Origin of the sequence: Nocardia sp. NPDC002869 (genome assembly GCF_046764065.1) — a bacterium.
GTDB classification, from domain to species: domain Bacteria; phylum Actinomycetota; class Actinomycetes; order Mycobacteriales; family Mycobacteriaceae; genus Nocardia; species Nocardia rhamnosiphila.
This window is the reverse complement of the sequence record NZ_JBKOOL010000022.1, coordinates 34,783-51,393: the sequence shown is the minus strand read 5'-3', so window position 1 is coordinate 51,393 and position 16,611 is coordinate 34,783. Positions and strand designations below refer to the sequence as shown.

Annotated in this window: 13 protein-coding genes; 7 read left to right on the top strand and 6 right to left on the bottom strand. The window is 69.9% G+C overall.

Annotation, left to right across the window (positions count from 1 at the left end):
• Positions 1-148: 148 nt before the first annotated feature.
• The gene (locus ACLML9_RS06820) at positions 149-1,174 is read right to left on the bottom strand and encodes a glutathione S-transferase family protein (RefSeq protein ID WP_411944683.1); all 1,026 of its coding nucleotides are present in this window, start codon (positions 1,172-1,174) and stop codon (positions 149-151) included.
• Positions 1,175-1,212: 38 nt separating this feature from the next.
• Here ACLML9_RS06820 and ACLML9_RS06815 point away from each other — a divergent pair, with 38 nt between their 5' ends.
• Both ACLML9_RS06815 and ACLML9_RS06810 read left to right on the top strand, forming a co-directional pair.
• Positions 1,213-2,007: an enoyl-CoA hydratase/isomerase family protein gene (locus ACLML9_RS06815; protein WP_411944682.1), complete on the top strand. Its 795-nt coding sequence runs from the start codon at positions 1,213-1,215 to the stop codon at positions 2,005-2,007.
• Positions 2,008-2,122: 115 nt separating this feature from the next.
• On the top strand, positions 2,123-3,475 hold the full coding sequence (locus tag ACLML9_RS06810; RefSeq protein ID WP_411944681.1) for a class I adenylate-forming enzyme family protein: 1,353 nt from the start codon (positions 2,123-2,125) through the stop codon (positions 3,473-3,475).
• A 3-nt stretch (positions 3,476-3,478) separates the two neighbouring features.
• Here ACLML9_RS06810 and ACLML9_RS06805 read toward each other — a convergent pair whose 3' ends face one another.
• Positions 3,479-4,237, bottom strand: coding sequence for a tyrosine-protein phosphatase (locus ACLML9_RS06805; RefSeq protein ID WP_411944680.1), 759 nt, complete (start codon positions 4,235-4,237; stop codon positions 3,479-3,481).
• Positions 4,238-4,707: 470 nt separating this feature from the next.
• Here ACLML9_RS06805 and ACLML9_RS06800 point away from each other — a divergent pair, with 470 nt between their 5' ends.
• Together ACLML9_RS06800 and ACLML9_RS06795 are read left to right on the top strand one after the other, a co-directional pair.
• Entirely contained in the window at positions 4,708-5,124 is a 417-nt protein-coding gene (locus ACLML9_RS06800) for a TetR family transcriptional regulator (protein ID WP_411944679.1), read from the top strand.
• A 44-nt stretch (positions 5,125-5,168) separates the two neighbouring features.
• Positions 5,169-6,341 (top strand): amino acid deaminase/aldolase, encoded by a 1,173-nt coding sequence (locus ACLML9_RS06795; RefSeq protein ID WP_411944685.1) that lies wholly within the window; start codon positions 5,169-5,171, stop codon positions 6,339-6,341.
• Positions 6,342-6,458: 117 nt separating this feature from the next.
• Here the strand turns inward: ACLML9_RS06795 and ACLML9_RS06790 are convergent, their stop codons facing one another.
• The gene (locus ACLML9_RS06790) at positions 6,459-9,800 is read right to left on the bottom strand and encodes an AAA domain-containing protein (protein ID WP_411944678.1); all 3,342 of its coding nucleotides are present in this window, start codon (positions 9,798-9,800) and stop codon (positions 6,459-6,461) included.
• Positions 9,801-9,904: 104 nt separating this feature from the next.
• Positions 9,905-11,707, bottom strand: coding sequence for a DEAD/DEAH box helicase (locus ACLML9_RS06785; RefSeq protein ID WP_411944677.1), 1,803 nt, complete (start codon positions 11,705-11,707; stop codon positions 9,905-9,907).
• Positions 11,708-11,767: 60 nt separating this feature from the next.
• Between ACLML9_RS06785 and ACLML9_RS06780 the strand changes: the two genes are divergently transcribed.
• On the top strand, positions 11,768-12,634 hold the full coding sequence (locus ACLML9_RS06780; protein WP_411944676.1) for a carbon-nitrogen hydrolase family protein: 867 nt from the start codon (positions 11,768-11,770) through the stop codon (positions 12,632-12,634).
• Complete coding sequence (locus ACLML9_RS06775; protein ID WP_411944675.1) at positions 12,634-13,269, top strand: phosphoribosyltransferase; 636 nt, start codon at positions 12,634-12,636, stop codon at positions 13,267-13,269. Before ACLML9_RS06780 ends, ACLML9_RS06775 begins: the two co-directional genes overlap by 1 nt.
• 34 nt (positions 13,270-13,303) lie before the next feature.
• Here the strand turns inward: ACLML9_RS06775 and ACLML9_RS06770 are convergent, their stop codons facing one another.
• Together ACLML9_RS06770 and ACLML9_RS06765 are read right to left on the bottom strand one after the other, a co-directional pair.
• Positions 13,304-14,431: an acyl-CoA dehydrogenase family protein gene (locus ACLML9_RS06770; protein WP_411944674.1), complete on the bottom strand. Its 1,128-nt coding sequence runs from the start codon at positions 14,429-14,431 to the stop codon at positions 13,304-13,306.
• Positions 14,432-14,440: 9 nt separating this feature from the next.
• Entirely contained in the window at positions 14,441-15,613 is a 1,173-nt protein-coding gene (locus ACLML9_RS06765) for an acyl-CoA dehydrogenase family protein (RefSeq protein WP_411944673.1), read from the bottom strand.
• Between the two features lie 228 nt (positions 15,614-15,841).
• Between ACLML9_RS06765 and ACLML9_RS06760 the strand changes: the two genes are divergently transcribed.
• Entirely contained in the window at positions 15,842-16,564 is a 723-nt protein-coding gene (locus ACLML9_RS06760) for a hypothetical protein (RefSeq protein ID WP_411944672.1), read from the top strand.
• Positions 16,565-16,611: the final 47 nt, after the last annotated feature.

Below are 16,611 nucleotides of genomic sequence, written 5' to 3'. Positions count from 1 at the left end.
GGCGCATGCGCTTCGAGGCCGAAACGGCGAGACGGGCCTCAACCCTTTGAGGTGTCTCGTAGAACTCGACGCATGGGGTGCGTCGGTGTTCGACGTCCGGGCCCAAGGTTGAACTGTGCGTGGTGCGGATCTTGGGTCCGGGGTGCAGCTAGCGGGGCCCGTGCTCCGCCGGGACCACTTCGGCCGGGACCGGGGGTGGTGGGGGTGTGCCGTCGCCGAAGGGGCGGCCGCCGAGGGATTCGCGGCCGTGGGGGGTGAGCCAGTTGGCGAGGTTCGGGCCCTTGGGGACGACCCGGGTCGGGTTGATGTCGGTGTGGACCTTGTAGTAGTGGTCCTTGATCTGCGTGAAATCGATGGTGTCGCCGAACCCGGGGGTTTGGAACAGGTCGCGGGCGTAGGCCCACAGGACCGGCATCTCGCTGAGTTTGCTGCGGTTGCATTTGAAATGGCCGTGGTAGACGGGGTCGAACCGGGCCAGGGTGGTGAACAGCCGGATATCGGCTTCGGTGATGGTGTCGCCGACCAGATAGCGCTGCCCGGTCAGCCGGTCCGACAGCCAGTCCAGGGCGGTGAAGAGCCGGTTGTAGGCGGCGTCGTAGGCATCCTGGGCGCCGGCGAAACCGCAGCGGTACACGCCGTTGTTCACCTCGCGGAAGACGCGTGCGTTCACCTCGTCGATCTCGGCGCGCAGTGCTTCCGGATACAGCTGCGGCGCTCCGTCACGGTGGTACTCGGTCCATTCGAGGGAGAAGTCGAGGGTGATCCGCGCGTAATCGTTGGTGACGACCCGGCCGGTCGGTACGTCGACGATCGCCGGCACCGTGATACCGCGCGGATAGTCGGGGAAGCGGGCCAGGTAGGCGTCGCGCAGCCGCGGGATCTTCAGCACCGGGTCCACCCCGCCCGGGTCCAGGTCGAAGGTCCAGCTCAGCTTGTCGTGGGTGGGACCGCACAGGCCGAGTGAGATCGCCGATTCCAGGCCCAGCAGGCGGCGCGCGATCAGGGTGCGGTTGGCCCACGGGCAGGCGCGGGCGGCGACCAGCCGGTACCGGCGCGGTTCGACCGGGTAGCCGTCGCGGCCGTCGGCGGTGATCCGGGTGGTGATGTAGTGGGTGTCGCGCTTGAATTCGCCCGGTTCGACGTAGGTGCCCTGTGCGGTTTTCGAATCGGTCATGGCACCAGTCTCGCAGGACCGGCCCATAAGCTGACGGTATGAGCGCTACCGAACCCACCCGGCTGGAACGCACGGTCACCGCCGGCGGTGCCGAAGTCGCCACATTGACGCTGGCGAGCCCACCGCTGAACCTGTTCGATCGAGCCATGTTCGACGCCCTGGTCGCCGATCTCGCCGAGCTGTCGGCGCGGCCGCCGCGCGCGTTGCTGATCCGGGCCGAGGGCAAAGTGGTCTCGGGCGGGGTCGATGTGCATACCTTCGACGGGCTCACCGCCGCGCAGGGAGCCCAGCTGTGGCAGGACCTGTTCGCTCGGATCAGCCATCCGATCGAGGCGCTGCCGTGCCCGGTGCTCTTCGCCGCGCACGGGCTCACCCTCACCGCGGCGTTCGAGATCGCGCTGGCCTGCGATCTGATCCTGGCCGCGCCGAAGGCGAAGTTCGGGCTGGTGGAGATCGTGGTCGGGTTGACGCCGTCGATGGGCGGGCCGCAGCGGCTGGCCGAACGGGCCGGGTCGGGCCGGGCCCGCGAGCTGGTGATGACCGGTGATCTGTACGACGCGCAGACCATGCGCGAATGGGGCGTGGTGAACCAGATCCACGAGGATCTCGACACCGCGGCGGTCGCGCTGGCCCACCGGCTGGCCGAGGGGCCCACGCGCGCGCATGCCGCCACCAAGCGGATCGTCGAAGCGTGGCGGTCGGGCGGGGTGGCGCACGCGGATTCGGTGACCCCGCAGGTGTCCGGTGACCTGTTCGACACCGAGGACCTGCCGCGGGCGGTGCGCAGCTTCCTGGAACTGGGCCCCGGGAAGGCCACCTATCGGGGGCGCTGACCTACCGGATGACGATTTCGTGATCGATCCGGGCGATTCGCCGACTCCGCACCCGCATTTGTGATCTGAGTCATATAGTCACAGGTGCCAGACTTTTCGACTGTGCGGAGGTCCGATGCAAGGCGGTACGACCACGATCATCGGGCCCGCGGCCGGTCCGTCCGGCCCGGTGCGGCAGTCCGGCGGCGCGCCCGGCCCACGGCCGGAGCCGGTGGAGTTCCATATCGTCGACGCCGGCGCCGCGGCGCCGCTGTCGCGGGGCGCGGACGGCATCCTGCGCTACGGCAACCTCAGCCCCGCCCTCACCGAACTCCTCGATCTCCAGGTGCACGCGTTCTCTAACCGGGAGGCCGTGGTCGAGGTCGGCGGCGGCCGGCTGACCTATCGGGAGCTGTGGCATTCGGCCTCCCGGGTGGCCGGTGGGCTGCAGGAGCACGGGATCGGCTACGGGGACCGGGTCGCGGTGCACATGCCACCCGGAGTGCGCTGGGTGCAGGCGTTCCTCGGGGCGCTGCTCAGCGGGGCGGTACCGGTTCTGGTCCAGTACGGGCTGCCGCGCGCGGCGGCCGACAAGGTCATCGCCGACAGCGATGCCGATTTCGTCCTGGGCGCGCCCGACCGGGGCTGCGGCGCCACTCGCAGCGACAGCCGCTGGGCCGCCGACCTGCCCGACGCCGCCGCGTTCATCGACGACGGTGCGGCGCTCGGCGATCTGGCCCTGCTCTGCTACACCAGCGGAGCCGGGGCGGGCGCGGTGCCGACGGGGGTGGAACTGACCAACGAGAATCTGCTCTCCGCCATCCGCTCGATGGTCGCCGCCCTCGATCTGCCCACCGACGGGATGCGCAATCTCGTGCTGCAGCCGCTGGCCCACGCCAGCGGCTGTGTCGATCAGCTCCTGCCCACCTTCGCGGTGGGCGGCACCGTGGTCCTGGCCCAGGGCGCCGGTGCGGTGGCGGCGGCGATCGCCGAGGAAGGCGTGGATACGCTCGCGGCCAGTACCCGTGTGCTCGGCGGCCTGCTGCCGGAGCTGGCCGCGGGGCGTGCCGACGGATTGCGCACCGAGCGGGTGATCCGGATCAGCACGGCCGGTCATCGCGCCGACGTCGCGGAGCCCGGGTCGGCGTCCGCCGGTGATCTCGGTGCGGTGTTCCCCTCGGCCCGGCAGTGGTCGGTGTGGGGGGCGACAGAGACCAGCGGGATCGGGCTGGCGCTGGGGCCGACCGCCGGTCCGGCCGCCGACGCCGACGGTACCGTGCTCGGGTTCCCGTTCGGCGGTACCGAGCTGGCGCTGTGCGGACCGGAGGCCGCGTCGGGGCGCGGCGAGCTGCTGTGCCGCGGCCCCAATGTGACCAGGCGCTACTGGAACGATCCCCAGCGCACCGCCGACCGGTTCACCGGCAGCTGGTTCCATACCGGTGACCATGTGTGCATCGGCACCGACGGGCTGGTCCGGCGCAGCGCCTGAGCGTCAGGCGACGAGTCGTTCCCGCAGGCGCTCCCGCAGGTCGGGCGTGAGGCCCACGGCGCTGAGATACGCATCGAAGTCACCGTGCAGTTCGATCCCGGATTCGAGGCCCGCGCGCAGGTACTCCTCCCGTACCTCGAGCACGGCCGGTGGCAGATCCGCGCCGAACTCGTCCTTCAGCGCGGTGCGCAGTTCGGCGACCGCCTGGTTGCTCAGCAGGTAGTCACCGAGGATCTCGGACTCGGTGACTCCGACCGCGCGCAGCAGCGTGGCGATGGTCCAGCCGGTGCGGTCCTTACCGGCGGCGCAGTGCACCAGGACGGCTCCGCGGTCGGCGACGATCGCCTCGGCCAGGGCCGTGATGGCAGCGTGTGCCTCGGGCCGGGCCGGGAAGTTGCGGTACACGTCCATCATGTAGGCGAGCGCGGCACCGGGCGCGTCCTGCCGGCCGGCGCCCGCCTCGTGCGGGGGCGCGGTGACCGTTCCGTCGTCGAAGGGGGTGATGTTCAGCCGGATCTCCGGGGGCAGGTGGTCGGCGCCGGCGCGTTCGATCTCCAGGTGGCCGCGCAGATCGTGGACCGCCCCCACACCCAGTTCCCGGAGGGTGGCGTGGCCGGCGTCGTCGAGCCGGCTGAGCTGGGCCGAACGGAGCAGGACTCCGGGACGTGTCGTCCCGCCGCCGTGCAGGCGCAATCCGCCGAGATCCCGAAAGTTGAATGTGCCGCTGATCCGGAGATGCCCGGCGAGGGGAGAGCTTGTCACCGCATCAGGCTAACTGCCGCCCGACCGTGCGCGTTGTGTGATGCCGCACAGCCGACGAAGATCACCGGGACCCGGTCGTAGACTGGCCGATGGTCTCTGTCATGAGGCGCTGTGGCGGTACGGGTACGTCTCCCGGGGCGGTCCAGGGTGGGCCGGACGTGCGTGTACCGAGTGTCCGGGGTATGTGGAGTCGGTCCCGAAGAGGCCGTAAAAACAGTCTTCGGGTATGGGTTTCCCGTCAGAACTGTTCTCAAACCCCGAAAACCTTCTAATATCGAGAAGACGGATTGGATAGGCTGCAACATCCCGACTATGCCTACCGATCCGGCCGGCCACTGCGGTGCCGAGTTTTCGGTCCGGAGTGTGCGAGTTGTTTGCCGAGGGAGCTTGCGTTGGGCGTACGTGGAGAAATAGCGGAGGTCCGGATCCGGTCGGCCGTGCGAGAAGCGGTCGATCATGCAGACGCGGTTATGGATATCACCGGATTACGGGCGTTGCGGGTCTTGCTGCACGCCGGGGTGAGCGCCTACTGGCCGCTGGTCAAGTCGACGCCGGTGCAGCAGATCCACGCCTACTCCAAGACCGTGCAGACCCTGTGCCGGCACTGGGATTCGACCGCGGACTATGTACCCGACCCGGTGGTCTCCAAGCGGCAGCGTGCCCAGCAACGCGAGGTGATCGAATGGCTCGAGCTGTGCGCCGCCCGGTCGGGTACCCGCTGGATCGAGCCGGTCGAATCGGTGGCGTCCTACGTGATGATGGTGGTCCAGGGTTCGGTGCTGCGGTGGCTGGCCGATTGTGACGACGAGGTCGTCCTGGTCGCCTTCGACGATCTGGTCTCCAATCTGGTCACCCGGGCGATCGACGCCGGAAACTCGTCCCAATAAAGCTGGACGTTCGACCAGTACGGTGGTTGAGTGGTCGGGTGAGTGTGACCTCGCCGATCGCCCCTCTGCATGCGGCCACCGCGGATCTCGATCCGCCGCTGGCCGCGGTGGACCTCACCGCCCTGCGGGCCAATGCCGCCGACCTGGTGCGCCGGGCCGCGGGCCGGCCCATCCGGGTGGCCAGCAAATCCGTGCGCTGTCGCGCGGTCCTGGAAGATGTGCTCGGCGCCGGACTGACCGCCGCGGGCGGTTTCGCCGGCCTCATGTCGTATTCGCTCACCGAGGCGATCTGGCTGGTCCGGCAGGGCGCTCGCGATGTGCTGCTCGGGTACCCGAGTGCCGATCGCACGGCGCTGGCCGAACTCGGCGGCGACCCGGTCCTGCTCGAGGCGATCACGCTGATGATCGACGATGTGGCGCAGCTGGACCTCGTCCGCGCCGCGGTCGGCAGCGCGACCGTACATCCCCGGGTCTGCCTGGATGTGGACGCCTCGCTGCGAATCGGTCCCGTGCATCTCGGGGTGCGCCGCTCGCCGATCCGGACCCCGGAACAGGCCGCCGAACTGGCCGAGACGGCCGTCGGCCGCGGGTTCCGGGTGGTCGGACTGATGACCTACGAGGCGCAGATCGCCGGACTACCGGACACCTCGCTGCCGGTACGCCTGGTGAAGAAGGCCTCCGCCCGGGAGATCGGCCGGCGCCGGGGCGCGGTGCTGGACGCCGTGCACACGGTGACCGGGCCGCTCGAGATCGTCAACAGCGGTGGCACGGGTTCGATCGAATTGTCCGCCGCCGCACCGGGAGTCACCGAGATCACCGCGGGATCGGGGCTGTACGTACCTACCCTGTTCGACGGATATCGATCGTTCCGGCCCAGGCCCGCACTGTATTTCGCGCTACCGGTCCTGCGCCGGCCCGCGGCCGGAATGGTCACGGTATTCGCCGGGGGATATATCGCCTCCGGGCCGGCGGGAGCTTCTCGCGTACCCGAACCGGTGTGGCCCAAGGGATTGCGGATGCTCGGTACGGAAGGGGCGGGTGAGGTGCAGACGCCGCTGGCCGGAGCCGCGGATCTGTCGATCGGGGATCGGGTGTGGTTCCGGCACGCCAAGGCCGGTGAGCTGTGTGAACGGTTCGACCGGTTGTATCTGGTGGATGGTGACGGCTCGCGCGTGGCGGTACCGACATATCGTGGCGAAGGTAAATGTTTCGGATGAGGCGGCCGAATCCGATACGGCGGGGACGTATTATTCCGGCAGTAATTCGCATTGCTTCCATGTAATTCCGGGAAACTGCGCCGACTGTCCCAGCAGGACGAAACGGTCCGCGAATGCCTAACGATTATCCAGTTGGACGAATCGCGAAATATTCGCCGATTCGTCGAGGGTCTCCGGCAGAAATTCGGTGAGCAGTGGGGAGCGTACGATCACCGCTCGCCGGCGGGCCCGGCCCACCGCGTCGTGTACCAGCGCGGGCGACAGCAGGGCACCGACGGGAATCGGCGAATCCTCGGGACTCGACGCCGCCAGGGAGAGCAGGACCACCGCCGCCTCGCGGCCCCGGAGCAGATCCGGAGTGCCCACCAGCACCTCCTCGAACCGTGCCCGCGCCAGCAGGTTCCGGATCCGGCCCACCTGGGCGCGGAAGGGGGACACCACGACGATGTCGTGCGGTTGCAGCAGCCGGGGCCCGGTGCCGTCGTCCCATCGCTGTCCCAGCAGGTTTCGGATCTGAAGTAGGACCTCGCGGGCTTCGGCGTCGGAGGCGGTGCTGTTGCCGTGGTGATCCACCGGCACCGTGACGATTCCGGGTTCGACGGCGTCGGCGAACGCCTCGGCGGGCGCCGGGTACGCCCGCAACCGGCCTTCGAAGTAGAGAGGTGACAGTGCCTCGCTCAGCCGCGGATGCAGGCGCCGGGTCCGGCCCAGGAAGTAGCCGTGGGTGGCGGGCAGCGTCACGTGACCGGAACTCGGCCAGGTGAGGGCGGGGGTGTGCACCGGCTCCGGATGCGGCCCCGGATCGGAGTCGTACCGGGCGGCCGGATCGCCGGTCAGCAGCAGGTTGCGGGCACTCACCGAGACCGCGGCCGTGGTCGCCAGCGGGAAGGCGTTCGCGTCGGCGATTACCAGGAGGTCCAGCGAATCAGGCGGGATCCGCAGGGGGTCGGTGAAGTCGGCGGGCGTACCCCCCACGACGCAGCCGCGGATCGCGTTCGCCAGGAACCGGGGGTAGCGGTCGGCCTCCAGGATCAGCCATTCGGGAGCCACGGCCACCGACTCGCTCTTGGCGACCAGTTCGGGCAGCACACCCGCGCGCACCACCGCGTCGAGCAGGTTCTCGACCGGCGCGGCGGTCGGCGCGACGATACCTATCCGCCAGTTGTCCTCGGTGACCAGTGTGGCCAGTACATCGGCCAGGACGGCGGTCCGGCCGGTACCGGTGGGCGCCTGCACAGCGAGATACGAACGGTCCAGGTCGCGCAGCACCGCGGTGATCGCGGCCCGCGGGTCTTCCCCGGCGGGCGGGAGAGGTGGCCCGGCGGGCTCCGGGGCGGTGGCACCGAGGCGGGGTGGGCGGCGGGTCAGCAGGTCGAACAGCGGTGTCGCGGGGATCGCGGGCAGCGAGACGAGTAGCTGCCGGCCGATATCCTCTATCGCGTCCGCCGCGGCGACGGGCGGGTCCGGCAGTGCCGGTGCCAGCGCGACCGGTAGTTCGTCGTGCGGTTCGGCCCCGGGCGCCAGGGTCTCCTCCAGGCGCACGGTATCGGCGAAATCGGTGTCCGCCGCCCAGCCGAGGACTGTGGCGGTCCCGCAGGTACGGACGGCCCGCGGCGCGCGTCCCGCGGGTTCGTAGACCACGCAGACCGTGGTGCCCGGCGCGAGGCCCGGACCGGCCAGCCGGCCGGTGAGCCGCAGGAAGCGGCGCACCGTATCGCCGGGACCGATATGCCATTTCGTATCGACCGCGGCCGAATCGGCCACCATGACCCCGGGTTCGGCGGCCCAGTCGGCCGGTGGGTGGGTCAACCGGTCGATATGCGCCCACCAGGCGGTCTGCTGTTCCCGGCGGTGATAGCCGAGCAGTGCGGCGGTCAGCGCGGCGACCCGGTGCGGTTCGGCCGGGGCCTCCGCTACCGGGTCCGGGCGCCGGGCGGCGAATTCGGCCAGGGCGGCCTCGGTGGGCGAGGGTTGCGCCGAGGGCGTTTCGCGCAGCAGCCGGTCCAGTGTCTGGACGTGCCCGGCCGGTGAGTCGCCCCGCTGCGCACGCAACCGGTCCGCGAGCCGCAGCACGGTACGCGCCCCGGAATCCTCCGAGGTGCCACCGAGCACCGCCGCGACGGCAGGCAGCGCGTAGGTCCGCGATCCGGCGACGAAAGCGCCCCGGAATATCGGATACAGGTCCACCAGGGTGCCCGCCCGCAGCAGCACGTCCACGGTCTCCTCGCCGAAGCCGAGCCGGGCACCGCTGTGCAACAGGAATGTACGGGCCGCGGCGGTGTAGTGGTAGATGTGCAGATCGGGATCGGCCAGCAGCGGTTCGGTGAGCGCGGCGAGGATATCGGTGAAGGCCCGGCGCCCGGCGGCACGCAGTTCGTGCCGTCGCGCGAGGACCGGCGTGACACCGGGGAATTCGAGGCGGATCTCACGGGTCAGGCGGACGGTGTCGCGGGCGGCGACCTCGATCCGTAACCGGCCGGGGGCGATCTCGTCCACGTGGAGTGCGAGGTCGCCGGGGGTGGCGGCGGGCAGCATGTCCAGGGCGGACGGGTCGGCGGTGACGTATTCGCCGCGACCGGACCGTTCCTGGCGCAGCTGGACGACGGCCTGAGTGCGCAACCGGGTCAGCAGGCGCGGGGGTAGCTCCGGCGCGGCGACGGTGCGGGTGGTGAGCCGGTCGATGGTGGTGACACCGGCCGCCCGCAGCGCGGCCCGCGTGGGCAGGTCCATCCCGGCGACCAGCAGCAGATCCCGGGCCTCGGCGCGAGCGGCGCGGCAGACGGTGCACCGGTGACAGGCACGGAAGCGCGGATCGCCCCACTGCACCGGCAGCAGTTCGCTGGAATGCTCGGCCAGGATCTCGGTGATCCGGCGCCGACGGGCCAGATACACCGGCCGGGTGTCGGACAGCGCGACCACCCGGATTCCGGCCTCCGAGTGGACCGACACCTGCGGGTCGACCCGGATCGACCTTTGCTCGAACAGTGCGGCGGCGACGGTGATCCGCAGCGCCGTGGCGACCGGTCCGGAACTGCCGGTATCGACGCCGTGCAGCCGGATACCGTCGGCGGTGCGGGTCAGCAGATCGGCGGATGCGAACACCTCACCGTCGAAGACGACCGGGTTGCGCACCGCCGGCGCGCCGGTCTCGACGGCGGCCAGGGTCTCGGTATGCGCGGTGGACACTGCCGCGAGCGAATCGGGAACCGCTCCCGGCGGGGAGATCTCGATCAGCGTGCCCGGGTACCGCTGCCCGATATCACCGAGTACCCGGTCGAATACTGTGGCCTCGTCGATATCACGCGCGTGATCCGCTGTCGCGCAGTCGCTGTCGTCACCGGGGAGCGGGCCGACGGTGCCCAGTTCGGCGTCGAGCGCACGCAGCAGCGCGAATTCGCAGCGCGCGGCGCGCACCAGATCCGTGGCGCCGTACACCACCCGATCACCGACAACGAACAACTATGGCCCTCCTGCGCCCAGTGCCACCCCGGCCGACGCTCGCGCGCGGGCCGGACGGGCCCCACTGTAGCCACCGGGTCGGACCTGGTGGAACGGGTCGTGCGTCAGGAACGCGGTTTCCGGCGATCCTGACGTTTGGGGCCGTCACGGCGGGGGCCGCGGCCGATCGAGCGATACCCGGGCGCGCCCTGATCGAGCTGCAGCTGGATCAGCACACCGCTGATGCGGGTGCTGCGCAATGCCTCCAGTGTCTCCGGCGGCAACTGGGCGGGCAGTTCCACCAGGCTGTGGTCCGGCCGGATACTGATATGCCCGAAATCGCTACGCCGCAGGCCGCCCTCGTTGGCGATGGCGCCGACGATCGCGCCGGGCACCACCCGGTGCCGTTTGCCCACGCTGATGCGGTAGGTGGCCAGCTCCGCGCCGGTCGCGCGATGCCGGGACGGACCCCGGCGCTCCTCGAAGCCACCCTCCTCGAACCGGCGCGGCGCCCGTTCACGGTGCGGCCGCTCCACCGGCTCCGGTTCGGGTTCGAGGAAGAAGCTCTCACCGTCGTGCGCCACCACCGCCAGCGCGGCCGCGATATCGGCCAGCGGGGTGTTGTGCTCCTGCTCGTAGTCCTCGATCAATTTGCGGAACAGGGCGAGGTTGTCCGAGCTGAGGTTCTCGGTGATGGCGTCGCCGAACTTCGCGACCCGCTGGGCATTCACATCGTCGACGCTGGGCAGCTGCATCTCGGTCAGCGGATGCCGGGTGGCGCGTTCGATGGATTTGAGCAGATGGCGTTCGCGCGGGGCGACGAACAGCAGGGCCTCGCCGCTGCGGCCCGCGCGGCCGGTGCGGCCGATGCGGTGCACGTAGGACTCGGTGTCGTGCGGGATGTCGTAGTTCACGACATGGGAGATCCGGTCCACGTCGAGTCCGCGGGCGGCGACATCGGTGGCGACCAGGATGTCGAGGGTGCCCGCCTTCAGCTGGCCGATGGTCCGTTCCCGCTGGGCCTGGGCGATATCGCCATTGATGGCCGCGGCGGAGAAACCGCGGGCGCGCAGTTTCTCGGCCAGTTCCTCGGTGGCCTGTTTGGTGCGCACGAAAATAATCATGGCCTCGAAGGACTCCACCTCGAGGATCCGGGTGAGCGCGTCGAGTTTGCGCTGATGCGATACCAGCACCCAGCGCTGGGCGATATTGGTGGCGGTACTGGTCTTGGCCTTGACCGTGATCTCGACCGGTTCGCGCAGGTACTGCTTGGAGATCTTGCGGATGGCCGCGGGCATGGTCGCGGAGAACAGCGCCACCTGCTTCTCGGCCGGGGTGTCGGCGAGGATGCGCTCCACATCCTCCTGGAACCCCATCTTCAGCATCTCGTCGGCCTCGTCGAGCACCAGATAGCGCAGCTTCGACAGGTCCAGGGTGCCCTTTTCCAGATGATCGATCACGCGGCCCGGCGTGCCCACCACGACCTGGGCGCCGCGCCGGAGACCGGACAGCTGGACCCCGTAGCTCTGGCCGCCGTAGATCGGCAGGACATGGGTGCCCGGCATATGCGTCGCGTAGCGGCCGAACGCCTCGGCGACCTGGATCGCCAGTTCCCGGGTGGGCGCGAGCACCAGCGCGGCCGGCTGCTTGCCGGTGGGCTGCTCCTGCAGCAGGCCCATCAGGATGGGGATGGCGAAGGCCGCCGTCTTACCGGTACCGGTCTGCGCCAGACCGACCACATCCGTGCCCTCCAGCAGCGACGGGATGGTCGCGGCCTGGATAGGGGAGGGCGATTCGTAGCCGACATCGGCGATGGCCGAAAGGATGCGGTCATCGATACCGAGATCTGCGAAGGACGGTCCGGCGGTTTCGGGTTCGGTCTCGCCGGAGTGCTCGCCCAGGTTGTCGTCGCCCTCATTGGTGCTCATTGACCAGAAGTTTACTGGTACGGACTGGTCGCGTGGCCCACCGGCCCATACGGTGTGAGCATGAACGCCGCCCCCACCGAGCTCTCCGGCCCCCCGCACGACGGCGCGACGGTTCTCGCGGTCGTGCAGTTCGCACCGCATACCGATATCGATGCCAATCTCGTCGCACTCACCGCGCGGGTGCGGGCCGCGGCCGAGCAGGGCGCCCGGATCGTGGTGGCTCCCGAGTACTCGATGTTCGCGCTCGGCCGGCTCGACGAGCGGGCCCTGGCCGCCGCGCAACCGCTCGACGGCCCGTATGTCACCGCATTGGCCGGACTGGCCGCCGAAACGGGGGTGTACCTGGTCGCCGGGGTGGTGGAGACGGCCCCGCCCGGTGACGAACGGATCCACAACACCCTGGTCGTGCTCGGTCCCGACGGATCGCTGCGAACGCGCTACCGCAAGGTGCACCTCTACGACGCGTTCGGTCAGCGCGAATCGGAGGTGGTGGCGCCCGGGCCGGTGGACGAACCGGCGCTGTTCACCGCCGACGGGCTCACCTTCGGTCTGCAGACCTGTTTCGATCTCCGGTTCCCGGAGGGGTTCCGGCGGCTCGCCGTGGCCGGCGCGCAGGTCCTGCTGCTGCCCGCGCAGTGGATTCCCGGACCGGGCAAGGTCGACCAGTGGACCACTCTGTTGCGCGCCCGGGCCATCGAGAACACGGTGTATGTGGCCGGGGCCGACCAGTGCGGGCCGCGCGGCGCCGGCGCCTCGATGATCGTCGACCCCGCGGGCCGGGTGCTGGCCGAACTGGCCGATGCGCCCGGTGTCGCCGTCGCCGAGCTGGAGTCCGGCCTGGTGGACCGGGTCCGCCGCACCAATCCGAGCCTTGCGCTGCGCAGATTCGTGGTGACCGCGCCGGAAGCGAGTAGCGTCGAAAGGTAATGCTCTACGCCGACCGTCTCACCGCCGGGCGCGCACTGGGAAGCGAACTGACGCACCTGCGTGCGGAGCACCCGCTGGTGCTCGGACTGCCCCGGGGCGGGGTTCCGGTGGCGGCGGCGGTCCGCGATATCGTCGGCGGCGACCTCGATATCCTGCTGGTCCGCAAACTCGGGGTGCCCTGGCAGCCGGAACTCGCCGCGGGCGCGATCGGCGAGGAGGGTGCGCGGGTGCTCAATGCCGATGTCCTGCGCCAGACCGGACTGGACCGGGCGCGGCTCGAGGCCATCGAGGCGGACGAGCGCGCCGAACTGGACCGCCGCCGCATCGTATGGCGCGGTGATATCCCGCCGATCCCGCTGCGGGACCGGACCGTGGTGATCGTCGACGACGGGGTGGCCACGGGGGCGACCGTGGTCGTGGCCTGCCGGGTGGCCCGGGCCCGGCAACCGCGGCGGATCGTGGTCGCGGTGCCGGTGTCGGCGCCCGAGGCGCTCGACCGGATCCGCGCCGAAGCCGACGAGGTGGTGTGCCCGCAGGCACCGACCGCGCTGGCCGGGGTGGGCGGTGCCTACCGCGATTTCCACCAGCTCGACGACGCCGAGGTGACCGACCTGCTCCGGCCGGACGCCCGGTGAACGGTACCGGGCGTCCGGAGCCGGGTGGGCCGGGTTACAGCTCCGGCTGAGCGTAGTCGGCGACCTGCGCGGTCAGCACCCGCAGATGCTCCAGCGAGCTACCGAGCGTGCGCTCGATGGCGGTGAGCCGGGCCACATAGTGGCTCACCGGGTATTCGGACGTGACGCCGATACCGCCGTGCATCTGGATCGCTTCCTGGCCGATATGCTTCGCCGACCGGCTGACCTGCAGCCGCGCCCGGGACGCGATGACCGGGTCCCCGGCACCGTCGACCAGCGACGCGGTGAGGTAGTAGCTCATACTGCGGGCCAGCTCGAGCGAGACGTACATGTTCGCGGCACGCTGGGCGAGGGTCTGGAACTTCGACAGCGTGACACCGAACTGTTTACGGGTCTTCAGATAGTCGGTGGTCAGCCGCAGCGACTCCGCCATCGCCCCGATCGATTCCGCGCACAACCCGGCCTGGGCCCGGGCGAGCACCTCGTCCACGGCGCTCGTGGCGTCGCCGCCGGTGCCGAGCAGTTCGGCGGCCGCGCCGTCGAGGACGATCTGGGCGCCACGCAGGCCGTCGACCGTCGCGTAGGAGGTACGGGTCACCCCGGTGGCGTCGGCGGCGACCAGGAACAGGCCCAGACCACCGTCGGGCAGGGTCGCACTGACCACCAGGTCGTCGGCGCAGTCGCCGTGCGGTACCGGGTTCTTGGTACCGCTGAGCGTGTAGCCCTCGCCCTGAGCGGTGGCCGCGGTGGCGATCGCGTGGTCGGGCCAGCGGGTGCCGGGTTCACCGTGCGCGAAGGCCAGCAGTTTCGATCCGGCGGCGACCTCGGGCAGGATGCGCTGGCGCTGGTCGGGCGTGCCCACCGCGCTGACCAGCCCGCCCGGTACCAGGACCGCGTCGAGCAGCGGTTCCGGCGCCAGCCGCCGCCCGATCTCCTCGAGCACCAGCATGGTCTCCACCGGGCCCGCCTCCATACCGCCGTCCTTCTCGGCGAAGCTCAGCCCCAGCACGCCCAGTTCGGCGAGCTGATTCCAGACCTGACGGCTCCAGCCGAGGTCGGTGCCGATGACCTGCAGCCGGGATTCCGGGTTGTAATGGCGATTCAGCAGGTCGCGCACCGTGTCGCGGAGCAGGGCCTGTTCATCGGTGAGATCGAAATCCATTACCTGACCTCACAATCCGAGGATCGAGGAGGCGATGATGGTGCGCTGCACCTCGCTGGAACCTCCGTAGATGGTTGTCTTGCGATAGTTGAGATAGCTCGGGCCCGAGCGCTGCGCCCAGTCCGGCGAGGCGATATCCGCGGCGTGTACCGGCAGCGCGTCGGGGCCGGCGATATCGAGGACCAGCTCGGTGGCGGCCTGCTGCAGTTCCGAACCGCGCATCTTCAGCACCGACGACGCGGGGTTGGGCTTGCCCTCGGTCGAGTTCGACACCACCCGCAACTGGGTGAGTTCCAGCGCGAGCAGCTCGTTCTCCAGTTCGGCGATACGCGCCGCGAACAGCGGGTCTTCCAGCAGGGTCCCGGAACCCGACCTGGTGGCGGCCGCGTATTCCTTGGCCACGCCGATCCGCACCTTGGTACGGGCGACGGCGGTGATCCCGGTGCGCTCGTTGCCGAGCAGGAACTTGGCGTAGGTCCAGCCCATGTTCTCCTCGCCCACCAGCTGGTCGGCGGGGACCCGCACGTTCTCGAAGAAGACCTCGTTGACCTCGTAGCCGCCGTCGATGAGTTTGATCGGCCGGATGGTGACACCGGGCGATTTCACGTCGAAGAGCAGGAAGGAGATCCCGGCCTGTTTCTTCGGAGCGTTCGGGTCGGTGCGGACCAGGCAGAAGATCCAGTCCGCCCACTGGGCGAGGGTGGTCCAGATCTTCTGGCCGTTGACGATGTAGGAGTCACCGTCGCGCACGGCCGTGGTGCGCAGCGAGGCCAGGTCCGAACCGGCGTCGGGTTCGGAGAAGCCCTGGCACCACCAGATGTCGAGGTTGGCGGTGGCCGGCAGGAACCGCTTCTTGAGTTCCTCGGAGCCGAACTGCGCGATGACCGGGCCGACCATGGTGGCGTTGAAGGTCAGCGGGTCCGGCACGCTGGCCAGCTGCATCTCGTCCTGCCACAGATGCCGCTGCATCGGGGTCCAGTCCTTGCCACCCCATTCGACCGGCCAGTTCGGTACGGCCAGGCCGTGTTCGTTGAGGATCCGATGGGAGGTCACGACGTCCTCGCGGGACAGTTCGTGACCGTATTTCACGCGTTCCCGGATCTCGGCCGGGATCGCGGTGGTGTAGATCTTCCGCAGCTCGTCACGGAAGACGGCCTCGTCGGGAGACAGAGTCAATTTCATACACATCTCCAATTATGTCTCGATTGTCCCGGCATAGAATTTACACCCCTCCCCGATCCTGCCGTGTCGAGTGCATCACATGTGCCGGGAGCGCAGGGCCGATCACGGCGGACGAGAGCGGAGTGTGACCAGGCGGCGACCGGGCGGGCCTGGTACTTTGCTGCGGTGGGCGGGGGGTCGCCGGCCGGATCCGGCACCGTCGCCCCGATCGGATGTAGGGAGTCAGCAGTGCACAACAAAATTGTCGCGCGCACCGCGGCCACGGCAGCCGCCCTCGGAATCAGCGCAGCGCTCGCCTTCACACCGGCGGCCGCCGCACCCGCGCCGACCCCGGCCGAAACGGCGATGCAGGCGCTCACCGAGCAGACCGCCGGCAAACCGGAAACGCACGCCGGAGTGGACGCGCTGGACCGCTATGCCGACTACGTCGCGGCCAACCACATCAGCACCATCGGCGTGTACACACCCTTCGTCTACGCGGCGCCCACCTTCGGCTGCGGCAGCAACGGCCCGATCACGACCATCATCGCGGCCGGCACCGCCAACGGTCCCAGCGCCAACATCAGCGGTACCCCCGGCACCCTGACCTTCCACGCGACCCCCGGGCATCCGGGCATCCCGCAGGCCTCCGGCCTGGTCGTCGCCTGGATCAATATCAACAACGGGCGCAGCGGTCTCGACATACTCGACGATCTGACCGAGTTCGGCACCCCGTCACTGTCCCGGACCGTGGACAGCGGTCCGGGTATCGTCCTCGCGTCCATGTGGGGCACCATCGACTACCCGGGCGCGCTCTGTGTGATGACGCCCACGGTCGGCATGTTCCCGGTGCCCGAGGCGCCCGCGCCGGCGCCGCAGTCCGCGCCCGCCGCGCCGCCCGCGGAACCGGGCGGTCCGGCTCCCGCACCTGCGCCTGCGCCGGAACCGGCGCCCGCGCCCGCCCCGGCCTAGATCCCCCGGCGCGGACGATACGGTCCGCGGTGGCCCGGACGAGACGG